The following is a 25,991-nucleotide window of genomic DNA, read 5'->3' as shown; positions in this document are numbered from 1 at the left end:
GTGATAAAATGTGCTGGAACAAAAAGAGGTAAAAAATCAAGAGAAATTTTTGACGCAAGAATACTTCTATATGTTCGAATAAAAATTTTATAAGAGAAAATTTATTGATGCTGGTATTGAATAATTCTTCATGGTAAGGAAAGGAATTCAGTTGCAATCATAATCGATTTGTAGTAAAATTTATTTTTGCAACCGTTCCTTTTTTATTTATATTTATATAGGTATTGATAAAGACTTGAAAGAAAAGAGAAGAGCAAGGGTATATGATCCTTGCTTCCTTTTTTCGGGAAGGTCTTGTGGTTTTGAATGAAAGGGTGAGGCGAGGAATGCCCAAAAGCAAGATGTTCAGGCCCGTGCAGGTCGGTAAGAAGAAGAGATATACTTACGCCAGGTCACAGGAAGTCCTGAAAATGCCGCATTTGCTCGACTTGCAGACCCGCTCCTACAAGTGGTTCTGCGACGAAGGGCTGAAGGATGTATTTGCAGATATTTCCCCTATTGAGGACAGTGCGCACAAGTGGGCGCTGCACTTCGGGGACTATTATTTCGGCAAGGGCAAGTACAACATTGAGCAGTGCAAGGCGAAGGATGTCAACTATTCTGCACCTCTCTACGTGAAGACACGGCTGGAAAACAAGGAAACCGGGGAACTGAAGGAACATGACCTGTTCATGGGAGATTTCCCGATTATGACGGACACCGGCACGTTTATCATCAACGGCGCTGAACGTGTCATCGTATCCCAGCTGGTCCGTTCTCCCGGCGTGTACTACAAGAAAGAACGGGACGCATTCGATAAGGAAATCTACAGTGCCCAGCTCATTCCGAACCGGGGCGCCTGGATCGAACTGGAATCGGATCCCACAGGCTCCATTTCCGTCCGTATCGACCGGAACCGCAAGATGCCGGTGACCGTCCTCGTCCGTGCCCTGGGGTACTCTTCCAATGACGATATCCTGGAACTTTTCGACCACGATATCCACATTGAAAAGACCCTGGAAAAGGATAACACCACAGACCGCAAATCTGCGCTCATCGAAATTTACCACAAGCTGCGTCCTGGCGAACCGGCAACGGAAGAGTCCGGTACCACGCTCCTGAATAATTTCTTCTACGATCCCCGGCGCTATGACCTGGCTAAGGTAGGCCGGTACAAGATCAACAAGAAGCTGGCCTGGAAGAACCGTCTCCGGGGCCACAGGACCGAAGAACCGATTGTCAATAAGGAAACCGGCGAAGTGGTGATCGAAGCGAACAGCATCATCGACGATGAAGCCATTGCCAAGATCGAAGAAAGCGGCGTATTCTCCTCCTTCGACCAGGTGGAAGTGATGACCCAGAAGGACGACGGTACACCGGTCAAGGTAATCTGCTCTTCCGGCAACCGGGAAGACAATTACCGCATCCTGGAACGGTGCGACATTATCGCCTGCATCGATTACCTGCTGAACATGATGCAGGGCTACGGCAGGAGCGATGATATCGACCATCTGGGCAACCGCCGCGTCCGCTGTGTTGGGGAACTGCTGCAGAACCAGTTCCGCATCGGTCTCACCCGTATGGAAAGGGTTGTCCGTGAACGGATGACCACCCAGGACCAGGACAAGATGACCCCGCAGGCTCTCGTTAATATCCGCCCGGTGGTGGCAGCAATCAAGGAATTCTTCGGATCTTCCCAGCTGTCCCAGTTCATGGACCAGACAAACCCGCTGGCTGAACTGACCCATAAGCGCCGTCTGTCCGCCCTGGGCCCCGGAGGCCTGTCCCGTGAACGGGCAGGGTTCGAAGTCCGGGATGTTCATTATTCCCACTACGGCCGCATGTGCCCGGTAGAAACCCCTGAAGGTCCGAACATCGGCCTGATTTCCTCCCTTTCCAACTACGGTATCATCAACAAGTACGGCCTCATCGAGACCCCGTACCGGCTGATTGAGAAGAGCGTCAATCCTGACGGCACCAAAGAATACCACGTAACCAACGAAACGAAGTACGTCACCGCGGATATCGAAGAAGACAAGATCATTGCCCAGGCTTCGGAACCGCTGGATGACGATGGCCATTTCATCCATAAGAACGTAGCCAGCCGCCGGGGCCCGGATGTGCTGGAAGCGGAACCGGAAGAAGTGGACCTCATGGACGTATCGCCGAAGCAGGTGGTGTCCATCGGTACATCCCTTATTCCATTCCTGGAACACGATGATACGAATCGTGCCCTCATGGGCGCCAACATGCAGCGCCAGGCTGTGCCGCTGCTCCGTCCGGAAGCGCCTCTCGTAGGCACCGGCATGGAATGGGTAGCGGGCCAGGACTCCGGCGTCTGCATCCTTGCCAAGAGGGGCGGCACCGTAGAGCGGGTCACCGGCCGGCAGATCATTGTCCGCGCGGACAATGGGGAATTGGATACCTATGACCTCATTAAGTTCATGCGTTCCAACCAGTCCACCTGTATCAACCAGCGCCCCACCGTATTCAAAGGGGAACGGGTAGAAAAGGGTGATACCCTGGCTGACGGCATGGCTACGGACCAGGGCGAACTGGCCCTCGGTCACAACGTGCTCGTTGCCTTCGTATCCTGGGAAGGGTACAACCACGAAGACGCCGTCCTCATTTCTGAACGGCTCTGCAAGGATGACCTGTACACTTCCATCCACATTGAAGAATACGAATGCGATGCCCGGGATACAAAACTGGGTGAAGAAGAAATTACAAGACAGCTCTCTTCGGTTTCCGAAGACGCTGTGAAATACCTGGACGAAAACGGCATCATCATGGTAGGCGCCGACGTCCGTCCGGGAGATATTCTCGTCGGCAAGGTAACCCCGAAGGGTGAAACCGAACTGACACCGGAAGAACGGCTCCTCCGCGCTATCTTCGGCGACAAGGAACGGGAAGTAAGAGATACATCCCTCCGGGTGCCCCATGGTGAATTCGGCAAGGTAGTAGATGTCAAAGTATTTACCCGTGAAAACGGGGACGAACTGGCACCGGGCGTGAATAAGCTGGTCCGTGTCTACATTGCCCAGAAACGTAAGATCCGTGAAGGGGATAAGATGGCCGGCCGTCACGGCAACAAGTGCGTATGCTCCCGGATTCTCCCGGTAGAAGATATGCCCTTTACCCCCGATGGCCGTCCGGTGGACCTGGTACTGAACCCCCTGGGCGTACCGTCCCGAATGAATATCGGCCAGATCCTGGAAATCCATCTGTCCTGGGCCTGCCACATGCTGGGTGAAGAAATCCGGGATGCCATGGCTAAGGGCGAAGATTCCAAGGAATATAAAGATATGAGAGATCGGCTCAAAGAATGCGGCTACGATTTCGACCGGTACGGCATGCCTGAACCTACGGAGTCCGGCATCCACATCGCCACCCCCGTATTCGACGGCTGCCGGGATGAAGACCTGGCTGCAACACTGAAGGCAGCAGGGCTCCCGGCTAATGCAAAGACCGACCTCTATGATGGCCGTACCGGCGAAAAGCTGGACAACCAGGTCACCATCGGCTGGAAATACATGCTGAAACTCCATCATCTGGTTGATGATAAGATCCATGCCCGCTCCACCGGCCCATACTCCCTCGTTACCCAGCAGCCTCTGGGCGGCAAGGCACAGTTCGGCGGCCAGCGTTTCGGCGAAATGGAAGTCTGGGCACTGGAAGCTTACGGTGCCGCTTACACCCTGCAGGAAATCCTGACCGTGAAGTCCGATGATGTCATCGGCCGTGTGAAGGCTTACGAAAAGATCGTCAAAGGCGAAAACATTCCGAGCCCCGGCGTTCCGGAATCCTTCAAGGTCCTCATGAAGGAACTGCAGTCCATCGGCCTCGATGTCCGTATCCTCAATGAAAACGGGGATGAAGTGGTCCTGAAGGAACTGGATGAAAGCGACCTGGAACAGGGCTACGGCGGAGATCACTGGCATCGGGAAGTGAAGGAAGCCATGGAAGGGGACTCCGCAGTGACGGACTCCAGAAATGCCATGGAAACATCCATGAACGGCGGTGAAACGGCCGCAGGCAACGATGTAGCCTCCTTCAACGATACCCTGGAAGCGGAAGCCAATGCTCCCGAAAATGAGGAAGCCGGCTTCAACGAAGCGAATATGAACGATGAAATGGGCCATACTGACGACAGCAATGGCCAGGATGAATAAGTCCGGAAAGGAGAACTGCTCAATTGTTAGATGTAAACGAATTTGATTCCATGAAAATCGGCATCGCCTCTCCGGAAAAGATCCTGGAATGGTCTCACGGTGAAGTGACGAAGCCGGAAACCATCAACTACAGGACACTGAAGGCGGAAACCGATGGCCTTTTCTGCGAAAAGATTTTCGGACCGACAAAAGACTGGGAATGCAAATGCGGCAAGTACAAGAAGATGCGGTACAGAGGCACCATCTGCGACAAGTGCGGCGTCGAAGTTACCAGCTCCAAGGTACGCCGTGAACGGATGGGCCATATTGCCCTGGCCTGCCCGGTATCCCATATCTGGTATTTCAAGGGCACCCCGTCCCGTATCGGCCTGATTCTTGAAATTTCTCCCCGCCAGCTGGAACGGGTCCTCTATTTCGCAGCCTACATCGTCCTGGATCCGGGCTCCACGGACCTCCTGAAAAAACAGGTCATGAGCGAGCAGGAATACCAGGAAGCCGTTGCCAAGTACGGCAAGGGCTCCTTCAAGGCCCAGATGGGGGCAGAGGCTATCCAGAAACTGCTGAAGGAACTGGACCTGCCGAAGCTGGAAGCAGCCCTGAAGAAGGAAATCGCCGAAGGCAGCGGCCAGCGTAAGGTCCGCTGCATCCGCCGGCTGGAAGAGGTGGAAGCATTCCTTCATTCCGGAAACAAGCCGGAATGGATGATCCTCACCGTTCTTCCGGTTATCCCGCCGGATCTCCGTCCTATGGTGCAGCTGGATGGCGGCCGTTTCGCCACCTCCGACCTGAACGACCTGTACAGAAGGGTCATCAACAGAAATAACCGTCTGAAGAGACTGATGGAACTGGGGGCTCCGGAAATCATTATCCGCAACGAAAAGCGTATGCTCCAGGAAGCGGTGGATGCGCTCATCGATAACGGCCGCCGCGGCAGGGCTGTGTCCGGCCCCGGCAACCGTCCCCTGAAATCCCTGTCCGACATGCTGAAAGGCAAGCAGGGCCGTTTCCGCCAGAACCTCCTCGGTAAACGTGTCGACTATTCCGGCCGTTCCGTAATCGTCGTAGGTCCTGAACTGAAAATGTACCAGTGCGGCCTGCCGAAGGAAATGGCTATCGAACTGTTCAAGCCCTTCATTATGCATGAGCTCATCAAGAGAGGCGTAGCCAACAACCTCAAAGCTGCTCGTAAGAAAGTGGACAAGCTGGCTCCGGAAGTGTGGGATGTACTGGGAGACGTGATCAAGGAACATCCGGTACTCTTGAACCGTGCGCCTACGCTGCACCGCCTCGGCATCCAGGCCTTCGAACCGATCCTCTGGGAAGGCCGTGCCATCAAGCTGCATCCTCTCGTATGCCCGGGCTACAACGCCGACTTCGATGGGGACCAGATGGCCTGCCACCTGCCGCTGTCCGTGGAAGCACAGGCAGAAGCAAGAACCCTCATGCTTTCCATTAACAACATCCTTTCCACAAAGGATGGGAAACCGGTAGCTATTCCTTCCCAGGATATGATCCTCGGATCCTACTACCTCACCATTGTGAATACCGCCAACGATGCGAAAGTCGATTTCACACCGGAAGAAAAAGCGGCTAACCCCAATGCGAAGTTCGACCCCATGAAGGAATGGAAAAAGGCGGAAGATGAAATGGATACATCCCATCTCCATGCCTACACCGGCTACGATGAAGTGATGCTGGCCTACGCGCTCCATGAAGTGCGGATTCATGATTTCATCAAAGTACGGATTCCGAAGGAAGACCGTCCCGATGGATTTAACGATGACGACAAGGACCTTGTTATCACCACCCCGGGCCGTTTGATTTTCAACTACGCCATTCCGCGGGAACTGCGGTTCTTCTACAAGCGCCACGAAAAGAGAGTGGGCGAAGATGGCAAGACCTACGAAGTCGTAAACAACGGCCTCGGCATCACCATCGGCAAGAAGCAGATGGGCAAGCTCGTAAACGACTGCTTCAAGAAGCTGGGCTTCAAAGCTACCGGGGACCTCCTGGACTCCGTGAAGGCCCTGGGCTTCCATTACGCCCTGGTTTCCGGTATTTCCATCGGCATTTACGATGTAGCCGTACCGCCGGAAAAGGATAAGATCCTGGCCGACGGGGACGCTAAGGTAGAACAGATCAAACGGTTCTTCCGCCGCGGCCTCATGACCGACGATGAACGGTACAGAAGGGTCGTCGATGTATGGAGTAAGAAGACCGATGAAGTGGGCGCTGCCATGAAGAGTTCCATGGTGAAGTTCAACCCGCTGACCATGATGGCCCAGTCCGGCGCCCGTGGTAATGATAACCAGATCCGCCAGCTGGCCGGCATGCGCGGCCTCATCGCCGATACATCCGGTAAGACCGTAGAACTGCCGGTTAAGGCAAACTTCCGCGAAGGCTTGACGGTCCTCGATTACTTCACCTCCTCCCACGGCGCCCGTAAAGGCCTGGCCGATACGGCTCTCCGTACGGCAGACTCCGGCTACCTGACCCGCCGTCTGGTCGACGTTTCCCAGGACGTCATCGTCCGCGAAGAAGACTGCGACGTACAGGTCCTGAATTTCGACAGGGAACAGAGCATCATCGCTTCCCAGCCGGAAGTAAAGAACCGGATCATGGGCCTGAAGAAGACACTCCTCGGTGCTGTGCTGGATGAAGATGTACTTGACCGTCGGAACGGGGATATTCTCCTGGTGAAGGGCAAGACCCTGAACGCCGACGATATTACCCTCCTGAACCACCACCTGGTGGAAGAAGTGAAGGTCATCATTCCTTCCGCAGAAGGGGAAGAAGCAGAACAGCAGAAGACTTTCAACCTGGGCACTGCCGATGCGGTGAAGGAATACAACCGGGCCATGAGACACCATCTCACTGTCCACTTCGCCGGCAAGAAACTGGAAGAAGATGTGTATGACCGCAAGGGCAATCTCATCCTCCCGGCAGGCACGGAAATCAACGCGGAAACCACGGAGACTATCCTCGCCCACGATATCCCGGTCATCAAAGTCCGCATGGACGAGATGGAAGGGGTAGAAGTCAGCAAGATCGAAGAAAACGGACAGCCCATCGAATCCCTGGCAGACCGCATTGCCGGCCGCTGCCCGCTGGAAGATGTGGTGAACCCGAAGACCGGCGAAGTCATTGCGAAGAAGAATGAAGAAATCAGCGATGACCAGGCCGCAGAAATTGAAAAGTACTATGACAAGCTGAAGGTCCGTTCCATCCTCACCTGCCGCTCCGCCCACGGCGTATGCGCCAAGTGCTATGGCCGTAACCTGGCCACCGGCCGTCACGTAGAAATCGGTGAAGCCGTAGGTATCATTGCAGCCCAGTCCATCGGCGAACCGGGCACCCAGCTCACCATGCGTACATTCCATACCGGCGGCGTTGCATCGGCCGAAGATATTACACAGGGTCTTCCCCGTGTCGAAGAATTGTTCGAAGCCCGCAAACCGAAGGGCAATGCCATCATTTCCCGGATTGCCGGCACCGTAGCCATTACCACGGCAGAAGACAACCCGAACGTCAAGGTCATTACCATTACCAATGACAATGAGACGGAAAGCGAAAAGATTCCGGTGGCCAAGAAGATTTCCGTTGTAGACGGACAGCACATCGAAGCGGGCACCCGTCTTTTCGAAGGTAACATCAACCCCCACGACATCCTGGCAGTTCTCGGCGTACAGGCTACCCAGAACTACATCGTCAAGGAAGTCCAGAAGGTATACCGCAGCCAGGGCGTTGAAATCAATGATAAACACATTGAAATCATCGTTCACCAGATGCTCCGCAAGATCAAGATCATCGATCCCGGCGACTCCGGCTGGCTCCCGGGAGAAACGGTGGATATCGTTGCTTACCGCGGCACCAATGAACGTCTCGACGACGAAGGCAGGAAGAAAGCGGTTGGCGAAAACCTGCTCCTCGGCACCACGAAGGCAGCCCTCGCTACGGACTCCTTCCTCTCCGCTGCATCCTTCCAGGAAACCACAAGGGCCCTCACGGAAGCAGCCATCAAGGGCAAGGAAGATCCGCTGCTGGGCCTGAAGGAAAATGTCATCATCGGCAAACTCATTCCGGCCGGCACCGGCATGTCCCGTTACCGCAGGCTGAAAGTGGTTCACAGCGCAGAACCGCCGGCAGCTCCGGAAGCGGAAACACCGGCTCCTGTAGAAAAAGCGGAATAATCGCAGCATATAAAAACAGCTCCCATTGGGGGCTGTTTTTACGTGGGGATTTCGAGGCAGGCGGTTGGAGTCACCAGCATGGGGCTTCTAGCTTCTAGCTGCTAGCAGTTAGGAAAGCCGGTCAGCCTGCGGCGAGGATCTAAGGTGACTGTGGTGATTAGCGGTGAAGCCACAAAAAGGAATAACCCTCCCTTGCTCGCAAGGGAGGGGGGACCGCGCCAGCGGTGGGTGGGTTCGCCGCGTAAGGAGCGGGTTATTCGTGGAAAACATGCAGGAGCGACTTTAGCGGGAGCTCTGCACCGCCCGCTGCGGCGCCACCTCCCCCATAGATGGGGCTGCTGACAAATACCATCTCTGCCGTATAACTATACAAATGCATACATTTAGAAATGCACCCCCTCAGTCGCCTACGGCGCCAGCTCACCCTACGGGAAAGCGACTCACGACGATTTGTGCGTCGCTACGCTCCTTCAAATCGTGTTCGCTGCCACCCCGGAGGGGGAGCCAAGAAACTTGCTGCCCCCTCCGGGGTGGCAAGGGAACTGGATTCGCAGGGAGCCGTAGGCGACTGAGAATCCAGTGACACGCTTCCCTGTGTGGGAAGTCCCGCGAAGCGGGCAAGGGGGTGTATTGGGTGGCAAAGCCACCTGATCATCCTTTACGGCGAAATTGAAATGCATAACGAGAAATAATTATTCAGTATTTCCCCATTCGTCAGCAGCCTCCATAGATGGGGGAGGTTAGATTGGCCACCAAACTCTACCTCTTTAGAGGGAAAAGCAGACGAACTGGAGTCACAGCAGCGAACATGAGTTGCACTAGCGAACACAATTTGGAGGAGCAAAGCAACGCTCAAATTGTTGTGAGTCAGTGACAGCCGTGGCGAAGAAACGCAGCAACGCGCAAATCATTCGTGAGTCGCTGATAGCCGTGCTGTAGGGATCCCCGGCCAAAATCCATCTTCTTCCTTAAGCCCTAGCGGAACCTTAGCCTCGGCCGCCAGGTCGCAGCCCGGCGAAGCCGATCACACATTCCTAGGGAAGCACTGATTAAATCGTTGTCAGATTTCATTCTTGGATTTTTATGCAATGCGAGGAATAACTCGACGCAAATAGCGAGCTATTTAAGGAGAGTTATGACGAAGCAGTGCATAAAAATCCTTATGAAATCTGACTCTGCGAATTAATCAGCGCTTCCCTAAAGCTTTCACTTGAGAAATTTCCATGTTCCCTCTACAATAATAGAAAACAACGAAGGAATTTTTAAAGGAGAAATTATGCTGCGCACACTGAAGTCTGTGGCCCTCTTCCTGCTTCTGGCCTGCGGGGGAGCCGGCCTCGCCCAGGCGGATAACCTCGTGGTCCAGGGACTGGGGACCATTCCCCTGGGAAATCAGATCCACGTCACCGATGGGAAGGACAATGAAATCGGCAAGGCCTTTGTGGCCGCGTCCCACCGGAAGAACTACGGGAAAACGGCGCGGGCTGCCATGTGGTCCATGCTTACCGTCCCGCCGGGTATGGAAATGTATCCGGAAAAGGGGCCGTACCCCTATGATTCCATGCACCTGTACCAGCTGAAGCTGGAAAATGTGAAAGGTATCTATACGGCGGCGGTATTCGTATTCTCTGGCACTTCGGAAGATTTCTTCCATGAAGGAAATAAAAGGGCCGCTTCTTTCTGGCAGGACGCATTCCGGGAAGATGCCGGCCGTCCTACGTCTCTCTTCGGCATGCCCAAGATAGGGACAGAAGAATTCCAGAAGATCATCGACGAAATACTGGAAGAACGGGGCGGCGATTCCCGGTCCGTTACCATGCTGACATTTGTCCCTTGGCACGCCTTCAAAAATGAAGATGGAACCTATCACTGGTCCCAGGAAGCGAAGGTCATTATTACCAATGAAAAGGGACTGTCCTTCCCTATGTGGATTTATACATCCCTTTATAAGGAGGGAGACCGGTACTACCTCATCGAAGTGAATGGAAGCCATGATGCGGCGGATGAACTGGAAAATTCCCTGGTCTATGGGCTCTATCGCCTGGAAAGGAAGGCAAAGTGATGAAAAAAATAACAGCCCTCCTGGCTGCTGCCGTATTCCTTATGGGAGGCAGCGCATCTGCCTATGACCTGGCAGCGCTGACGGAAAAATCGCTGTCCAAAACCTATTCTTACCAGGCCATTCCCGGCACGGAAACCTTGAGCTTTGCAGGAGGCACCATTTCTTACAAAATGGGGCAGCTGACGAAACTCATGCCCCGGGTGAAGAAATTTTCCTCCGGCTATATCATCGAAGCCCAGCTGCCCCAAAGCGCGGCGGAAGCGATGAAACCGTTTTTCCGTCTGAATCCGGGGGAAGAACAGTGGGAGAAGCTGATCAAGCTGAACCGGATCTTCATGGACCCGGACTCTTTCATGAGAAAGGATATGCAGAAGACCATGATGAGCCTGGCGGTGAACGCCATGGGCCCCCTGGCGGAAAAGAATGTGACCGTAGAAATTTCGGGGCTCGAACCTTTCCGCCGGCTGTCGGCAGATGAGGCCTATGTCTTTACGGCGGGCGCCCATATTACCTTCAACGCCCAGGGCCTGATCCTCCCTATGTACAGCCGGGCCTATTTCTTCCCCAGCAGTGGGGGGAAGAACCTGGACGTACTCATGCTCTTTACCCCGGATGAAGGAAAGGGGCCCCTGGTCTACGCCATCGACGACCTGGCCAAGGAGGCGGCGAAGTCAGAACTCCTGGGATCCGCGGGTTATAAGGACCTGGGCGAGCTTTTGGCCCAAAAAGAATGATTGAGAAAGAGGCATCCATAGAGGATGCCTCTTTTGAATTGCCTGCTGACGGATAGAGTCACTGGCACGGGGCTGCTAGCTCTTATGAAATGACCTTTGTCAAGACCCCAAGCATGCCAAATATTCTTGCCAATAAGACTAGTTGCAAGATGTAATGGAATTAAATCGGTTTGGGAAAATTTGAACTTTACATGGAGCGGCTCATGTGATAGCCTGCTTCCTCTATGGCCATATTTTTTCGGCCCCTTGGCTTGGAAATCACATGAGCAGGGGCTCCATGTCAAGTTCAAATTGGTATGCGGGTTCCAGGCAATAGCTGCCTGAACAACATGGAGGAAGAGCTTTGCAGATTATTCCGGGGCTTGATCAGTCTCTTATACGTGGATTAACAGGTCAATGATTTCGCCGCGGGTTCCTTCAATCTTTTATTTGGAATCATGCCTATGCATGTCCTGCAAAGCTAGCACTAGGATAACCCAGCCTCTCTTAACTCAAAGCTCTCCCTTAATATTGTCCAAACCGCTATTCACCTTTTAATCATCTCCCTTCGGCTGTATTTTTATGCTTGCTGTCTAACTCAGAGAACTATGCGTGCGATGTCAAGCTTTTTTACGAATAACGTCAGCAGTGTGTCCAGTCATCATTCCCCAAATAAAGCCACTGAATTCCCGGGCAACGGCAGTAGCAGCAACATTACTGTTTTTCCCTTTCATAATCTTGTCTCTGAACCTTACGCGAAGTCTTCTGTTTGCTTTGTCCGCATAATGAATATCTGATGCACAGCATCCTTCCTGCCGTTTTCTCAAAGCCCTGCTCTTGTATCCGGGCCGCCCCCGTGAAAAGCCGGACCAGACTGCTTCAATCAGCTTCTTCCTCAAAACAATATTTCCGGCTTTTGAAATGCTGCCATAGTTGCCATCTTCATTACTGGAGTGTTCAGTTGGGGTAAGTCCCAAAAAGGACGCAAAATGGCCTGCTGTAGGAAAGCGCTTGAAATCGCCAATAGTTACAATTAAACGAAGTGCAAAGCCATATTCTATTCCAAGGAAACAGCGCAGTTTATTGACATTAGCTGCATACTTTTTCTGCATTGCAAATGACTTAATCCTGACATCCAGATCTTCCAGCTTCTGCTGGAGGGTAAGCAGAGTTGTCATATACTCACTCAATGTTTCCTTATTCAATTCGCTCAGCGGGAGACTCATAATCCAATTCACATGTTTTTGGGTCCAGGTAGCTCCCTGGTTATAATGGAATCCCATCTGGTGCACAAAAGCAGTTATCCGCTGTTTAGTGACTTTAACCATATCCTGATGGTCGTCACGCATCCTGATATAGCGGAAAATGGATTCGTCTTCCTCATCGGGGACATAAATGGAAATACACTCACTTTTCGCCATGGCATTGGCAAGCGCTCTTGAATCAATATAATCATTTTTGAATTTTTTATCTCTGCTGCTTTTCTTCAAAGAAGAAGGAGCTATTACCATACAATCTACATTGGCTGCCATAAGCTTACGGTAAAGGCCATAACCGAATAACCCGGCTTCATAACCACAGATAACATGGCACTCTCTGTTAACGGCTTTTTTGCAATCACCAATGAACCGGAGCACATTCTTTACTGCAGGGCCAAGTTTACGAGGGGGAATAAGATCTAACGTAATAATTTCACCGGCAGGAGACATTTGATTAACGACAGCAGCCATCGTATAGTTTTCGGTATGGGTGTCGATACCAACATAAACGAATGGGATCGGGGACGTAAATGTGCTAGAATAAGACATGATGACCTCCTTGGTTGAGAAAATATGATCCTGTTCTCGTAAAATTGGCCTTGCAACTATATTTTACCGAAATTTGGGCATATACATCAAACTGGGGAGGTCATTTCATATTATCTTTTAGCTTCTAGCTGCTAGAAAAACTGGTCCGCCTGCGGCGCTTCCCATCCGGTATTTCCGCCAGTCATTCGTGCCGTAGGCTGTAGAGCTTTCCTAGTTGCTAGCAGCTAGCAGCTAGCAGCTAGAAGCCCCATGCTGGTGACTCTATCCGTAAGCCTGCAAATCCCGCCGCGAATCGGCCATTCGGCTCAAGGCTCGTGACTCTGTCCGCAAGCATGCAGAGCCGGGATAAACCGTTCCGTCTTGCCGCTCTTCCTGTGGAGTCCCCCTCCGTTTTGTGGTAAGATAAGTGTGTGTTATCGGGTTTTAACGGTATATGTGCTGCAGGAGATTTCCCGCAGCGAGGGGAAGGAGTGTTGAACTTGTCTGATATCAGACGCTTATATGTAAGAAAGAAAGAAGGGTTCCGCCAGGGAGAGGAAAGCCTTACGGCCCAGCTGAAAGAAATCCTGGGGGACAGGATTTCCGATTCCGCCATTTACCACCGCTACGATGTGGACGGGATCACCGATGGGGACTACGAAAAGGCAGTGGCCACGGTCTTCTCGGAACCACCGGTAGATGATACCCAGACAGAACTCCCGAAGGGGGACCTGGTGATGGGAGTGGAATTCCTTCCCGGCCAGTATGACCAGAGGGCGGACTCTGCAGAACAGTGCCTGGCTATCGTGACCGGCAAAGACGGCGCCCGGGTACGGTGCGCCCTGGTGTACGTATTCAACGGGCACTTCGTAGAAGGGGACCGGGAGAAGATCCTGAAGTTCCTGGTGAACCCCGTGGAATCCAGGGAAGCCAGCCTCCTTCCGGCGGAAACACTGGACCTTCCTATCGATGAACCGAAGCCGGTTCCGGTAATCAAGGGACTCCGGGACCTGGACGATGCTGGCATTGATGGCCTCATCGCATCCATGGGCCTGGCCATGAGCCATGAAGACCTGGCCATGATCCGGGACTACTTCCGGGATGAAGAAAAACGGGACCCCACGGAAACGGAAATCCGGGTCCTCGATACCTACTGGTCCGACCACTGCCGGCATACCACATTCTCCACGAAACTCACGGATATCGATGTGGAAGACGGCACCTACAGCGCTCCTATTTCCAAAGCCCTCAAGGAATATGAAGACGCCCGTATCCATATTTACGGAAAAGACACCACCCGTCCGGTGACCCTCATGGATATGGCCACGGCGGCGGTGAAGGCGCTCCGGAAGGAAGGAAAGCTTTCCAACCTGGATGCTTCGGAAGAAGTGAATGCCTGCACCATTAAAGTGAAGATCGATACAATCAATGGCACGGAAGACTGGCTCCTGCTCTTCAAGAATGAAACCCACAACCATCCGACGGAAATCGAACCGTTCGGCGGGGCAGCCACCTGCCTGGGCGGCTGCATCCGGGATCCCCTGTCCGGCCGTTCCTATGTATACCAGGCCATGCGGGTCACCGGCAGCGGTGATCCCCGTACGCCGCTTTCCGAGACCCTTCCGGGGAAACTGCCCCAGCGGAAGATCACCGTGGAAGCGGCCAAAGGGTACAGTTCCTACGGAAACCAGATTGGTTTGGCCACTGGTGAGGTAAAGGAATATTACCATCCCGGTTTTATCGCGAAACGTATGGAAATCGGCGCCGTGGTGGCAGCGGCTCCGGAGGACCATGTCATCCGCCTTACCCCCCAGCCCGGGGATGTGGTGATCCTCGTCGGCGGCCGTACCGGCCGTGACGGCATGGGCGGTGCTACGGGATCCTCGAAGGAACTGAATACGGAATCCATCGAGACCTGCGGCGCAGAAGTGCAGAAGGGCAATCCGCTGACGGAAAGAAAGATCCAGTGCCTCTTCCGGCGGGGCGAAGTGACCCGCCTCATCAAACGGTGCAACGATTTCGGCGCCGGCGGCGTTTCCGTGGCAGTGGGAGAACTGACGGACGGACTGGATATTAACCTGGATAAGGTACCGAAGAAATATGAAGGCCTTGACGGCACGGAACTGGCGATCTCCGAATCCCAGGAACGGATGGCAGTCGTGGTCAAGAGAGAAGATGCGGACCAGTTCATTAAGTACGCGGCAGAAGAAAACCTGGAAGCCACGGTGATCGCGGACGTGACGGACACGAAACGGCTCGTCATGAAATGGAGAGGCACCCCCATTGTGGATATTTCCCGGGCCTTCCTCGATACGAACGGCGCCCAGCAGGTGAAGAGCGCCCACATCGCAAAGCCTGACGAAAAGGGATACTTCCATCCCACCGAGCCTTCTTCTATCCGGGATACCTGGCTTTCTGCCATGGGAGACCTCAATAACTGCTCCCAGCAGGGGCTTTCGGAACGGTTTGACTCCACCGTCGGCGCCGGTACGGTACTCATGCCCTTTGGCGGCAAGTACCAGAAGACACCAACCGACGGCATGGTGGCAAAGTTCCCCGTACGGAAAGGGGAAACCGACAGCGTCAGCTTCATGGCCCATGGCTTTGATCCGGACCTTGCCACCTGGAGTCCTTTCCACGGTGCGGTGTATGCGGTGCTCCTCTCTGTGACCCGCCTCGTTTCCATGGGGGCAGACTGGAGAAAGGCATACCTCACGCTGCAGGAATATTTCGAAAAACTGACAGACAAAACGAGCTGGGGCAAGCCGGCGGCTGCCCTTCTCGGCGCTTTCCACATGCAGGAAGCCCTGGGCCTTGGTGCCATCGGCGGCAAGGATTCCATGAGCGGTACTTTCAATGACATCCATGTGCCGCCGACGCTGGTGTCCTTCGCCATTGCTCCCGGCAAGGCTTCGGAGGCGGTGAGCCAGGAACTGAAAAAAGCAGGGGATGCGCTGGTGCTCTTCGGAATGCCGAAGGACAAAGAGGGCATGCCGAATATCGACGTATTCAAGGCCCATGCAGACTTCCTCTATAACGAAGTGAAGGCAGGCCACATTGCTGCCATGAAGGCCGTAGGCCATGGCGGCGTTGCGGTGACCGCAGCGAAGATGGCCTTCGGCAATGGCCTGGGCATCCATTTCACAGATAACCTGCCGCTTAAAAAATTCTTCAGCAATTTCTACGGCGCTATCATCGTAGAAACCACGCCGGAACTGGCTGCTGAATTTACAAAGCAGCCCCACACGAAGCTTCTGGGCACCGTAGGCGGAGATACCATGGAAGCTTACGGGGAAAAGGTGGCCCTCTCCGACCTCCTTTCGGCCTATGAAAAACCGCTGGATTCCATTTTCCCGCGGCGGGCAAAGAGCATCGAAAAAGAAAACCCGGTGCTCCCGGAATCGAATCCGGTGCCCCAGTTCTATGTGCATACCAATATTACAAGACCCCGGGTATTCATCCCCACCATGCCCGGCAACAACTGCGAAGTGGACAGCGCCAGGGCCTTTGAACGGGCCGGCGCCGTGGCGGATATCTTCATCTTCCGGAACCGGGATTCCGAAGAACTGAAGAACTCCGTAGAAGAAATGGCAGAGCGCATCCGCCATGCCCAGATCGTCATGTTCCCCGGCGGCTTCTCTGCCGGCGATGAACCGGACGGCAGCGGCAAGTTCATTGCTGCCGTATTCCGGAATGAAAAGCTGAAGGAAGCCATGGACAAGCTGCTCCATGAACGGGACGGCCTGGCCCTGGGCATCTGCAACGGCTTCCAGGCCCTCATCAAACTGGGTCTTGTGCCCTACGGTGAATTCAAGCCCCTTACCAGCGACGCGCCGACACTGACATTCAATACCATCGGCCGCCACCTGTCCCGGTTTGTGACCACGAAAGTGGTATCCACCAAGTCCCCCTGGCTCTCCCTGTGCAAGCCCGGCGACCTCTACAGCATCGCCATCAGCCACGGCGAAGGTCGGTTCATTGCGTCCGATGAACAGGTAAAAGCCCTGGCGGCGAACGGCCAGATCGCTACCCAGTACACGGACTTCGATGGCAACCCCACCTACGACAGCCGGTTCAATCCGAACGGCTCCTCCTGGGCAGTGGAAGGCATCACGAGCCCCGACGGCAGGGTCCTGGGCAAGATGGGCCACACCGAACGGCGGGGTGATAATATCGCCAAGAACATTTCCGGAAATAAGTACCAGCCTCTCTTCGAAGCAGGGGTAAAGTATTTCCAGGGTTAAAATGAGTAGAAAAAACGTGCAGCCTTAGTCTGCACGTTTTTTTGATTTGATGATTGGTGCCGAAGAAATGGGCGAGGGCCCAAACGGGGTGTATGGTTCATAAGGGTTGTGGGTGAACTTCGCTTCGCTTGTTCACCGGGTTGTGGCTTCAACGTCGCTACGTTCGTTGAAGCGGAGGCTGTTGGTGGAACAGCGGCTTCGCCGCTATCGGATAGCCTCCTTCCTTGGAAGGCGCGGTGTCCTGCAGAGGCCCAGCGGTGGCGCCGAAGGCGACGGAGGTTAGCTTTAGGAAGCGCCGCAGGCTGGTTTACCTTATGCCTCCGGCGCGAAGCGCCCACAGACCTTACGCCCATCCACCTGGGGAGCCGCAGCCCGGCGAAGCCCAATAATCCCATAGACCGATTCGGCCTGTCCGCGGTATAATAAGGTAGTTTTAATTCACCAGGAAAGGAGGTGCCCCTTGGACCCGAAACCTACAGACAGCAGCGGAATTTTCTTCATCAAACGGCTGGTGCAGCGGTTTAATGATGACAACGTGACAGCCCTGGCGGCGGAAACGACGTACTACTTCATCCTGGGGCTCATTCCTTTCCTCATCTTCCTGGTGAACGGCATGCTCTTCTTTGCGGCTCCCCAGATTCATATTATCCTGAACCTTCTGTCCTACCTCCCCGACGACGTGGCGGTGGCCATGGAGGCCAATATCCTCCGTATCATCCGGGCAAGAAGCTCCATATGGCTCTTCGTCGGTCTTGCGGGTGCCCTGTGGACGTCATCCCAGGGGGTGGATACGCTGATCCGGTCCATGGATATTTCCTTCTTCGGCGACAGGAACAAGCAGTCCTATGTGAAAGTCAATGCCAAGTCCATCGTCTTTACCCTGTTCATTTCCTTTGCCATGATCCTTTCCCTGGGGCTCATCGTCTTTGGCAACGCTGTGGTTTATGCCATTGCCTACTATTTCCATGTGCCCGAGATCTTCCTGAAGCTCTGGACCCTGGTGAAATTCAGCATCCCCTTCGCCATCATTGCCTTTTCCCTGGCCGCCTTCTATGAATACGCCCCCGCAAAGCAGCGGTCGGAGTGGAAGCGGGTCATTACGGCGGCGTTCCTGGTGACCTCCATCTGGATTGCCCTCACCGCGGCTTACGGATTTTATATCCTCCATGTTTCTTCCATGGGCCTCACCTATGGTTCCCTGATCGGCCTGGTTGTCCTCTTCATCTGGTTCCACCTGGCCGCCATCGTCATCATTTCCGGCGGCGAATTCATCGCGGTGTGGGATGAGACGGTGAGGAGGAAATTGGAGAGGGAAGAGTAAATTCCCATCGGTCAGCGTGCTGGCGGATAGAGTCATTCGTGTGGGGGCAGCTAGCAGCCCCGTGCAGGTGACTCTGACCACCGGCATGCTGATCCGCTAACGCCTGTTTGTATTCAAAAAGCCTCGGAGACACAGTCTCCGGGGCTTTTCAGGTGCACAGATTTCTTATCTGGCCTGCACTTCGGCAGCAGCCGTTTTCTCCTGCGCCGTCTCTTCGTCCCGGCCGACGCACCAGGAAGCGAAGAGGGAGCCTGACACATTGTGCCATACGGAGAAGATGGCTCCTGCAATACCGCCGGCGGCGGTGAAGTACATGAGGGCCAGGGTAGAGGCGAGGCCGGAATTCTGCATGCCCACTTCGATGGACATGGCCCGGATCTGGGCTTTGTTCATGCCGAACTTTTTCGCACAGAAATAGCCCAGAGCCATGCCGCCCAGGTTGTGGAGCATGACTACCGCCAGGATCAGGAGACCATTATCCAGGATGGTCCGTCCCGAGAGGGAAACCACGCAGCCCACGGTGAGAATGATGACCAGGGCGGAAAGCATGGGCATGACTCCCGTCACCTTCGCCACGGTCTTCGGGAAGAAGTAGTTGATGCCGACTCCCAAAAGCAGGGGCAGGAGTACCATTTTGATGATGGAAACCATCATGGCCGTGAAGCTGATGTCCACCCAGGCGCCGGCGATGAGCCAGATGAGGAAGGGGGTCACAAAGGGGGCGAGGATGGTATTCACCATGGTCATGGATACAGACAGGGCCACATCCGCATGGGCAATGTAGGAAATTACATTGGAAGCGGTGCCGCCGGGGCAGCAGCCCACGAGAACCACGCCGATGGCGATGGCCGGGGGCAGGGCGAAAATTTTAATGAGCACGAAGGCCAGGGATGGCATGATGACAAACTGCAGGAGAGATCCCAGGGCCACGTTCTTTGGCTGTTTGAAGACGTTTCGGAAGTCCTTCGGCGTAAGGCTCATGCCCATGCCAAACATGATGACTCCCAGCATAATAGGAATATAAGGCGCCAGGGGCTTCATGACGGAAGGGAAGAATATGCCGAATATACCGGCCAGTATGACTCCCACCGCCATGTAGCGGGTGCAGATACGTATGATTTTGGAAAGCATGACAGGCTCCTTTGAGGACGATAATGGAATGAAGACGATTGGGCTGTTGGTTTTGGGGGCTGATGGATTTAACCACCAGTACCGATTTCGTCAGCCGATTTCCCGTTCTTTTTCAGCGCCCCTTGTTTTCAGGGGACGGTTGTGTTCATCCACCATGACCACCTTCGGTACGAAGGTGCGGGCTTCTTTTTCATCCATCTGGGCATAGGCGATGATGATTACGATATCGCCGATGGCGGTGCACCGGGCAGCGGCTCCGTTCAGGCAGATCACGCCGCTTCCCCGTTTTCCGGGAATCGTGTAGGTTTCCAGGCGGGCGCCGTTATTGTTGTTGCAGATCTGTACCCGCTCCCCGGGAAGAATGCCGGCGGCGTCCATGAGGTCCTGGTCAATGGTAATGCTTCCCATGTATTCCAGGTTTGCTTCTGTCACCGTGGCCCGATGAATTTTTCCGTGCATCATTGTATAGGTCATTATTCTGCCTCCAGTACCACGTTATCAATGAGTCTTGTCTTTCCGAACTTCACGGCCACCGCCAGGAGAACTTTCCCGGTGATGGTGTCCGATACTTCTGTGAGTCCCGGCATGCCGTACATTTCTACGTAGTCAATATCGCTCATAGGTTCTGCCTTGATTTCTTCGGTGACCTGGGCAATCAGTTTCGCTTTGCTCCGCTCTCCCTTTTCAAAGGCTTCCTTTGCGTGCTTCAGGCTCCGGGAAAGGACGAGGGCTGCCTTGTGCTCTTCCGGCGACAGGTACACATTCCGGGAACTCTTGGCCAGGCCATCAGCTTCCCTGACGATAGGCATGATACGGAGGGTGACATTCATGAACAGGTCTTCCACCATCCGTTCCAGTACCTGGGTCTGCTGGGCATCCTTCAGGCCGTAGTAAGCCCGGTCACATTCGGTGAGGTTGAAGAATTTCGTGCACACCGTGGCCACGCCCCGGAAATGGATGGGTCTTGTGCGGCCGCAGAGAACTTTCGTAATGGGGCCGGTCACTTCCACCCAGGTGGGATCCTTGTGAGGATACATTTCTTCCGGCGTCGGCGCAAAGAGCAGGTCCGCTCCCGCTTCTTCCGCGACTTTGCAGTCATGGTCCAGAGTTCTCGGGTATTTGGCGTAGTCCTCGTTGGGGCCGAACTGGGTGGGGTTCACGAAGACCGTGGTAATGGTCACGTCATTTTCCTTGTGGGCTGCTTTAATAAGGGAAGCATGGCCCTCGTGGAGGGCTCCCATGGTGGTCACAAGGCCGATGGTTTTCCCTTCCTTTTTGCACTGGTGTACGAAATCCTTCAGTTCACTGATTTTGTGGCAGACAATCATTTTGTCGTCCTTTCCGGGAAATTTTCCCACTGCTTTTCTGCAACAACGGGACAGGATTTCAATAAAAAAGGCGCACTCCAAAGGGAATGCGCTTTCCTCAAATCCCGCAGCCTGTCCGCTTTTTACACAGCAGGAAGCAGCCCCAGGGGCTATGGCAGTCGGGAATTTTCCGGAATAAGAATGTAAAAAAGCCGCACCCGAAAAAGGATGCGGCTGTTATTGAAATCTCTGCATTCGTCTCGGTCATTACAATCCAAGCGATATGAATTTTTTCGGAACGGTATTCACCAGGGCCTTTTCCATTTCCTTTCCGCTGCAGCTCAGCTGATACTGCGCGGGGAAAAAGGAAAATTCCCATTTCTGTGGTTTCCGGCATTCCCGTTTCAGGCTCTCCCCTGGAGATGCCCATACAGGTCAGTCCGGGACATACCTTCCGAAGACAAGGATAAAACAGGACATAATTTCTGTCAAGACAGAAATTTGATTTTGTATGTGTCAAGGTTTTCTCGGTACTTTATTTGACAGTCGACGTTATCAGGTTTCCCAGCCTCTGCTTTCTCAATAAATCTGTATCGCTTTAGCAAGCTGGCCCATCGGAGTTGAAGTCGCTCCATATACGCCTATACGGCCTTCCAGGCACCCGGGACGGTAATTCCGTGCGTTCCTGTGCCATTTAGCGTCCCTGGCGGCTTTGCGGTTCGTTTTTACGGCTGCTACGACCGCCTTATGCATCTGCCGGTCCATCTTCTTGTAGGCTTTGCCTGCAGCACAGTAAATCAGGGCTTTTTTCCAAAGTGTCATTCTGGGTAGCAGTAATCAGCGTGCCTATTGAATCCATACCTATCCTGCACCAGCTGCGCCCCTGCTTTTTCAGACGGTAGCTATAGCGTCGGTGGTTGCTTTCAGCTGCCCCCAGGTGGATATCGGTTCGGATTCCGCGCTCCCGGATGCCCGGGATATAGTCGGCGTTGCGACTCAGATAGTCTGCCAGTCTCCGTACCTGCTCGGCCTGTTCTTCTGTTTCTGCGTAGCTGGCAGCCGTATCCAGATATGGCTTCATATCTGTGATGACATTTCTGCTCTTATTCAGTTCAAGCACGAATTTATCGATGAATCCACGTGGGCAGAAGCTGAGGCGGGTCCGCACTTTCTCATTCACATGGTATCTGTCCCGGAAATGGTAATGTGTCTTGCATCCCTCGACTATATCGTCGAAGTCACCGAAATTATATCCTGCTCCGCCATCCCCGTTGGAAAGTACTGTAATCTCGCTCAGATTGTACCGGCCATGCACCCACACCTTGACGAGTTCAACCAGCCTTTTCCTATCCGTTCCAGAGAAGCAGTGGTACCCTGTCAGTCTCGAACGTTTCCCATTCTTCTCGACGCCCTCATAGACCTGGATTCGGTGAAGTTCTATGTTCTGGCCGCCTTTGGTATCGGTGTCCGGGTCCGCCTGCTGCTTCATTACAATCCCATCGCCCTCAATAGCCAGCAGCCCGTTCTCCGGTACTCTCTTCTCGGCCTGCTCCATAGCTGCATCTGCTGCTTCGTATTTTCTGACCATTTGGGCGGCAGCGCGGCTGAGATTTGAAACTGTCTGATGTGAAATATCCGTCTGGGTCAGAATTTTCACGATATGGCTCACATTACGGAACTGGGTAACCTGGGTAGCCTGCGCAATGCGCAGAATCACTCCCATGCTATAGTGACGGGAAGGCAGAAATCCAAATTTCTTATCTAACGGGTAAAATCCCTGCTTTCCGGCCATCTCCAGCCGCCTCCGCTTGTAGGTGACAGGACCAAACAGGCAGTATATGGTTCTGGAATCCCGCCGGGAAATCCGCCACCCCTGAGGCTTGTAGACCCTATCGTACAGCTCGCCATCGATCATTTCGAAGGCCGTCGCCACAAGAAGGCCAAAGAGTTCCGTGAAGAGGTGCCAGAGAACCTGCTCCATGGCCAGTGAATCCTTGGAATCCTTGATACTCTTGAGAATTTCCTCCTGAATAAAAGGTTTGAAAAGTTCGATATTCTCTGATAAAATGCTCATTGGGAAGAGTCCTTTCTTTTGATTTTGTCGCAAGGAAATTATAACATTTCCATCAAAGGGGACTCTTCCCTTTTCTATCCAGCAGGGGAGAAATCCTCTACCGAGAAACATTTTACACTAAGTTTGATTTTATTTTGTTTTCAGCAGCAGGTTGAAAGAAATTCGACCATCCCTGTAGGTGACAGACAGGGGAATGGAAAGGAGGCCGGACAGCTCTTTCGCAATGGAAAGACCGATGCCGTAGCCCGCTTTCTTACTGTTATGGGACTCGTCATTCCGGTAGAACCGCTCGAAGAACCGGGAATAGTCCACATGGGCGCCGTCCTTGTAATCATTGGATACGGAAACGAGGAGGCTGTCCTTTTTCTTTCCTTTCTCCACATGAATGGAAATGGTGCCGTCGTCATCGCAGTATTTCACTGCATTGTCCAAAAGGATATGGATGATTTCTGTCAGGAATTTCTCGTCCGTCTTCACAATGGCATCGGGAGGGCAGGTAATGGTGAGCTTCTTGTGCTGACCCTCTGCCAGGAGTTCGAAGTCCTCCCGGCTCTGGGCGAGGAGCTTTGCCAGGTCGAAGGGCACCTTGTTCAGCTGGGCCTTCGTGGTTTCACCGGCCTTGGAAAGGAGGATGAGATGACTGATGAGGCCGGACATACGGCGGACCTGTTTCAGGATGCCTTCGGTCCACTGGTTTTTTCCGTTCATCATCTCCATGGCTTCCGCATTGACGGAAATAATGGCCAGCGGCGTTTTCAGCTCATGGCTGGCGTTCGTGATGAACCGCTTCTGGTTTTCCAGGTTCCGCACAAAGGGCGCAATGGCCCGGTTCGACAGGATTGCAAAGATCAGTACGTAGAGAAGGATGCAGATGAGTCCGAACCACATGGAGTAGGACATAAAGGCATGGACATCGGAGAATTCCCTCGTACAGTCCAGAATGACGATGAGCGTGCCGCCGTCGGCGGTGGCGGTTCTCATATACCCATAGCGGGCCTTGTTTTTCTGGAGGAATCCCACATCGGAAGAAGCGTTCAGGGCAGTCCTTGCAAATTCCACGGCCTGCTCTTCGGAGAAGGCCACAATGTTTTTGACATTGGCCCCGGTAATCCGGTTCTCACTGTCCAGACGGATGGAGAAATAGCGGATCAGGTAGGGGGACTCCGGCGTGTCTTCGGGCCAGGTAGTGCCAAACTGGCTGTTCCAGAAGGAGTTGTCCCCACCCCGGATACGGGAGGGAAGGCTGCCGCCGTTCTGGGTGATGTAGGTCATGGTGTCGAGGCAATGGGCCCGCATGCCGTAGTACCCCATGAGGTTAATAAGGCCCAGGGCGCCCACCACGATGATGACGATGGCCAGGGTGGCGAGGAGGATGAACTGCCGCCTGAGGCGCCTGATGATATTCATACTATTCCTCCTTCAGGCCGAGGCGGAAGGAATGGCCTTCTTCCCCGTAAATGGCAAGGTCCGAATTAATGGCGGAAAGTTTTTCCCGGAGGTAGGAAATATAGATCCATACCACGCTTTCATCCACCCCTTCTTCGCCGCTCCAGATTTTCTGGAACAGGTAGGATGTGGAAAGCTCCTTGTTTTCATTGAGCATGAAAAGCTTCATGAGCTTTGTCTCCTTGCCGGAGAGGCGGATAGAATTGTGGGCAGACAGTTCCTGTTCCTCCGTGTCCAGGCTCGTGGATCCGGCGGACAGAGTGGTGGGAGTGAAATCCTTATTCCGGCGGGTGAGAGAACGGACCCGGGCGAGGAGCTCCCCGATGGCAAAGGGCTTTGTGAGATAATCGTCGGCACCGGAATCGAGGCCCGTGATGCGGTCGTCCACTTCGGACTTGGCGGTGAGCATGATGACCGGCGTCACATCCCCCGCTTCCCGGAGCTCCTTCAGCGCCGTAATACCGTCCTTTACGGGCATCATGATATCAAAAATCATGCAGTCGTAATTGTTCTTCCGGGCCAGGTCTTCTGCCATGGCCCCGTTTTCTGCCCAGTCCATTTCAAAGCCCTGGTGCTTGAATATGGCCAGCAGCACGTCGGCCATGTCTTTTTCATCTTCCGCAAGAAGTAAACGCATATGAGTATGCCTCCTTTATGTTATGTGGCAGCTGTGCAGGCATCGGCCTTCGGCCAGGGCTGGAGGTGCGGCACAGAGAAATCAGGAATGAATGCGCGGCGCACATAGTTTAGAAGCGCCGCGGATTACATATTTTCTATCCTTAAGCCCAGGCGAAGCCCATTCTCAGTGCTCCTGCCTGATCAGGTTCCGTATGGTCTGCATGGACAGGTCGCAGGATGCCAGCTCATCGGCACAGCGCTTCAGTTCCCTGGTAATCATTTCCGGATTTTTGATATCCTTCTTGTACTTCATCTGGTGCTCCAGGCTGGCCCAGGAATCCATGGCAATGGTGCGAAGCTGGATTTCTACGAAGAAATGGCCGGGATTTCTTCCCTTTACATCTTCGAAGGGAGCCGCAAGGTCGATGATCATGTGGTAGCTCCGGTAACCGTTGGGCTTGGCGTTTTTGATATAATCCTTGCCCTTCACCACCGTTACCCCGGAAAGGGAGGAAATGAAACGGATATTGTCATAGATGTCATTCAGGAAGCAGCAGACAATGCGCAGGCCGATGGCATCGTGGATATGGTAGAGTGCAGATACCGGCGTAGGAGGCAGGTCCTTGCGGTGGCATTTTTCCACCATGCTGTCTTCCGACTTGATGCGGTAAATCAGGTGTTCGTAGGCTCCTTCGCCGTATTCTTCCTGGTGGGAACGGTTAAATTCCTGGATTCTGGAAACCAGGGAATCCATGATTTTGGGGAGCACCTCTTTCCAGGCGCCGTAGATTGATTCAGTCATTCTTTGTCCATTCACTTTCTTTACATAACTTTTCACCCTATTATAGCATGAATGGAAGAGAGAAAAGGCAGCGGTTTTCAGTGGGGAATAACCAGAGTCAAACGCGTGAGGGCTTCTGGCTGCTGGCCTCTGGCAACCGGGAAGG

General features: G+C 53.7%; 13 protein-coding genes and 1 pseudogene. 6 read left to right on the top strand and 8 right to left on the bottom strand.

Annotated features, from left to right (window positions below; all coding sequences use genetic code 11):
* Positions 1-326 precede the first annotated feature (326 nt).
* From rpoB to ACFWUL_RS08800, 4 genes are all read left to right on the top strand, one after another.
* Positions 327-4,151, top strand: coding sequence for a DNA-directed RNA polymerase subunit beta (gene rpoB, locus ACFWUL_RS08815; RefSeq protein WP_297021768.1), 3,825 nt, complete (start codon positions 327-329; stop codon positions 4,149-4,151).
* Positions 4,152-4,174: 23 nt separating this feature from the next.
* Positions 4,175-8,341 carry a DNA-directed RNA polymerase subunit beta' gene (gene rpoC, locus ACFWUL_RS08810; RefSeq protein WP_416177022.1) on the top strand — a complete coding sequence of 1,389 codons (4,167 nt, stop codon included), beginning with the start codon at positions 4,175-4,177 and terminating at the stop codon, positions 8,339-8,341.
* A gap of 1,276 nt (positions 8,342-9,617) precedes the next feature.
* Positions 9,618-10,403, top strand: a complete 786-nt coding sequence (locus ACFWUL_RS08805) for a hypothetical protein (protein ID WP_416177021.1) — start codon at positions 9,618-9,620, stop codon at positions 10,401-10,403.
* Positions 10,403-11,137: a hypothetical protein gene (locus ACFWUL_RS08800; protein ID WP_416177020.1), complete on the top strand. Its 735-nt coding sequence runs from the start codon at positions 10,403-10,405 to the stop codon at positions 11,135-11,137. Before ACFWUL_RS08805 ends, ACFWUL_RS08800 begins: the two co-directional genes overlap by 1 nt.
* 599 nt (positions 11,138-11,736) lie before the next feature.
* On the opposite strand, the gene ACFWUL_RS08795 is transcribed toward ACFWUL_RS08800, so the two are convergent.
* Positions 11,737-12,924, bottom strand: a complete 1,188-nt coding sequence (locus ACFWUL_RS08795; RefSeq protein WP_416176858.1) for an IS110 family transposase — start codon at positions 12,922-12,924, stop codon at positions 11,737-11,739.
* A gap of 479 nt (positions 12,925-13,403) precedes the next feature.
* Between ACFWUL_RS08795 and ACFWUL_RS08790 the strand changes: the two genes are divergently transcribed.
* Positions 13,404-17,147 (top strand): phosphoribosylformylglycinamidine synthase, encoded by a 3,744-nt coding sequence (locus ACFWUL_RS08790; RefSeq protein WP_416177019.1) that lies wholly within the window; start codon positions 13,404-13,406, stop codon positions 17,145-17,147.
* Positions 17,148-17,607: 460 nt separating this feature from the next.
* Entirely contained in the window at positions 17,608-18,468 is an 861-nt protein-coding gene (locus ACFWUL_RS08785; RefSeq protein ID WP_297022032.1) for a YihY/virulence factor BrkB family protein, read from the top strand.
* Positions 18,469-18,633: 165 nt separating this feature from the next.
* Here the strand turns inward: ACFWUL_RS08785 and ACFWUL_RS08780 are convergent, their stop codons facing one another.
* From ACFWUL_RS08780 to ACFWUL_RS08750, 7 genes and pseudogenes are all read right to left on the bottom strand, one after another.
* A complete protein-coding gene (locus tag ACFWUL_RS08780) occupies positions 18,634-19,599 on the bottom strand; it encodes a bile acid:sodium symporter family protein (RefSeq protein ID WP_416177018.1) in 966 nt (321 codons plus the stop codon).
* A 90-nt stretch (positions 19,600-19,689) separates the two neighbouring features.
* Positions 19,690-20,073, bottom strand: a complete 384-nt coding sequence (gene panD, locus ACFWUL_RS08775; protein WP_297023270.1) for an aspartate 1-decarboxylase — start codon at positions 20,071-20,073, stop codon at positions 19,690-19,692.
* On the bottom strand, positions 20,073-20,927 hold the full coding sequence (gene panC, locus ACFWUL_RS08770; RefSeq protein ID WP_297023272.1) for a pantoate--beta-alanine ligase: 855 nt from the start codon (positions 20,925-20,927) through the stop codon (positions 20,073-20,075). Before panC ends, panD begins: the two co-directional genes overlap by 1 nt.
* Positions 20,928-21,485: 558 nt before the next feature.
* Positions 21,486-22,980: pseudogene (locus tag ACFWUL_RS08765) on the bottom strand (ISLre2 family transposase).
* Between the two features lie 129 nt (positions 22,981-23,109).
* Positions 23,110-24,387: a sensor histidine kinase gene (locus ACFWUL_RS08760; RefSeq protein WP_416177017.1), complete on the bottom strand. Its 1,278-nt coding sequence runs from the start codon at positions 24,385-24,387 to the stop codon at positions 23,110-23,112.
* Position 24,388: 1 nt separating this feature from the next.
* On the bottom strand, positions 24,389-25,063 hold the full coding sequence (locus tag ACFWUL_RS08755) for a response regulator transcription factor (protein WP_416177016.1): 675 nt from the start codon (positions 25,061-25,063) through the stop codon (positions 24,389-24,391).
* A gap of 165 nt (positions 25,064-25,228) precedes the next feature.
* Positions 25,229-25,846 carry a GTP pyrophosphokinase gene (locus ACFWUL_RS08750; RefSeq protein ID WP_416177015.1) on the bottom strand — a complete coding sequence of 206 codons (618 nt, stop codon included), beginning with the start codon at positions 25,844-25,846 and terminating at the stop codon, positions 25,229-25,231.
* Between the last annotated feature and the right edge of the window lie 145 nt (positions 25,847-25,991).

The organism is Dialister sp., from assembly GCF_047832375.1.
Lineage (GTDB): Bacteria > Bacillota > Negativicutes > Veillonellales > Dialisteraceae > Dialister.
Note: the sequence above shows the minus strand (reverse complement) of the source record. Positions and strands in the feature narration are given on the sequence as shown.

Bases quoted from the DNA above. Each gene is read 5' to 3' on its own strand.
- rpoB (WP_297021768.1), top strand. From the start codon at position 327: ATGCCCAAAAGCAAGATGTTCAGGCCCGTGCAGGTCGGTAAGAAGAAG.
- ACFWUL_RS08805 (WP_416177021.1), top strand. From the start codon at position 9,618: ATGCTGCGCACACTGAAGTCTGTGGCCCTCTTCCTGCTTCTGGCCTGC.
- ACFWUL_RS08800 (WP_416177020.1), top strand. From the start codon at position 10,403: ATGAAAAAAATAACAGCCCTCCTGGCTGCTGCCGTATTCCTTATGGGA.
- ACFWUL_RS08795 (WP_416176858.1), bottom strand. From the start codon at position 12,924: ATGTCTTATTCTAGCACATTTACGTCCCCGATCCCATTCGTTTATGTT.
- ACFWUL_RS08780 (WP_416177018.1), bottom strand. From the start codon at position 19,599: ATGCTTTCCAAAATCATACGTATCTGCACCCGCTACATGGCGGTGGGA.
- panD (WP_297023270.1), bottom strand. From the start codon at position 20,073: ATGACCTATACAATGATGCACGGAAAAATTCATCGGGCCACGGTGACA.
- panC (WP_297023272.1), bottom strand. From the start codon at position 20,927: ATGATTGTCTGCCACAAAATCAGTGAACTGAAGGATTTCGTACACCAG.
- ACFWUL_RS08760 (WP_416177017.1), bottom strand. From the start codon at position 24,387: ATGAATATCATCAGGCGCCTCAGGCGGCAGTTCATCCTCCTCGCCACC.
- ACFWUL_RS08755 (WP_416177016.1), bottom strand. From the start codon at position 25,063: ATGCGTTTACTTCTTGCGGAAGATGAAAAAGACATGGCCGACGTGCTG.
- ACFWUL_RS08750 (WP_416177015.1), bottom strand. From the start codon at position 25,846: ATGACTGAATCAATCTACGGCGCCTGGAAAGAGGTGCTCCCCAAAATC.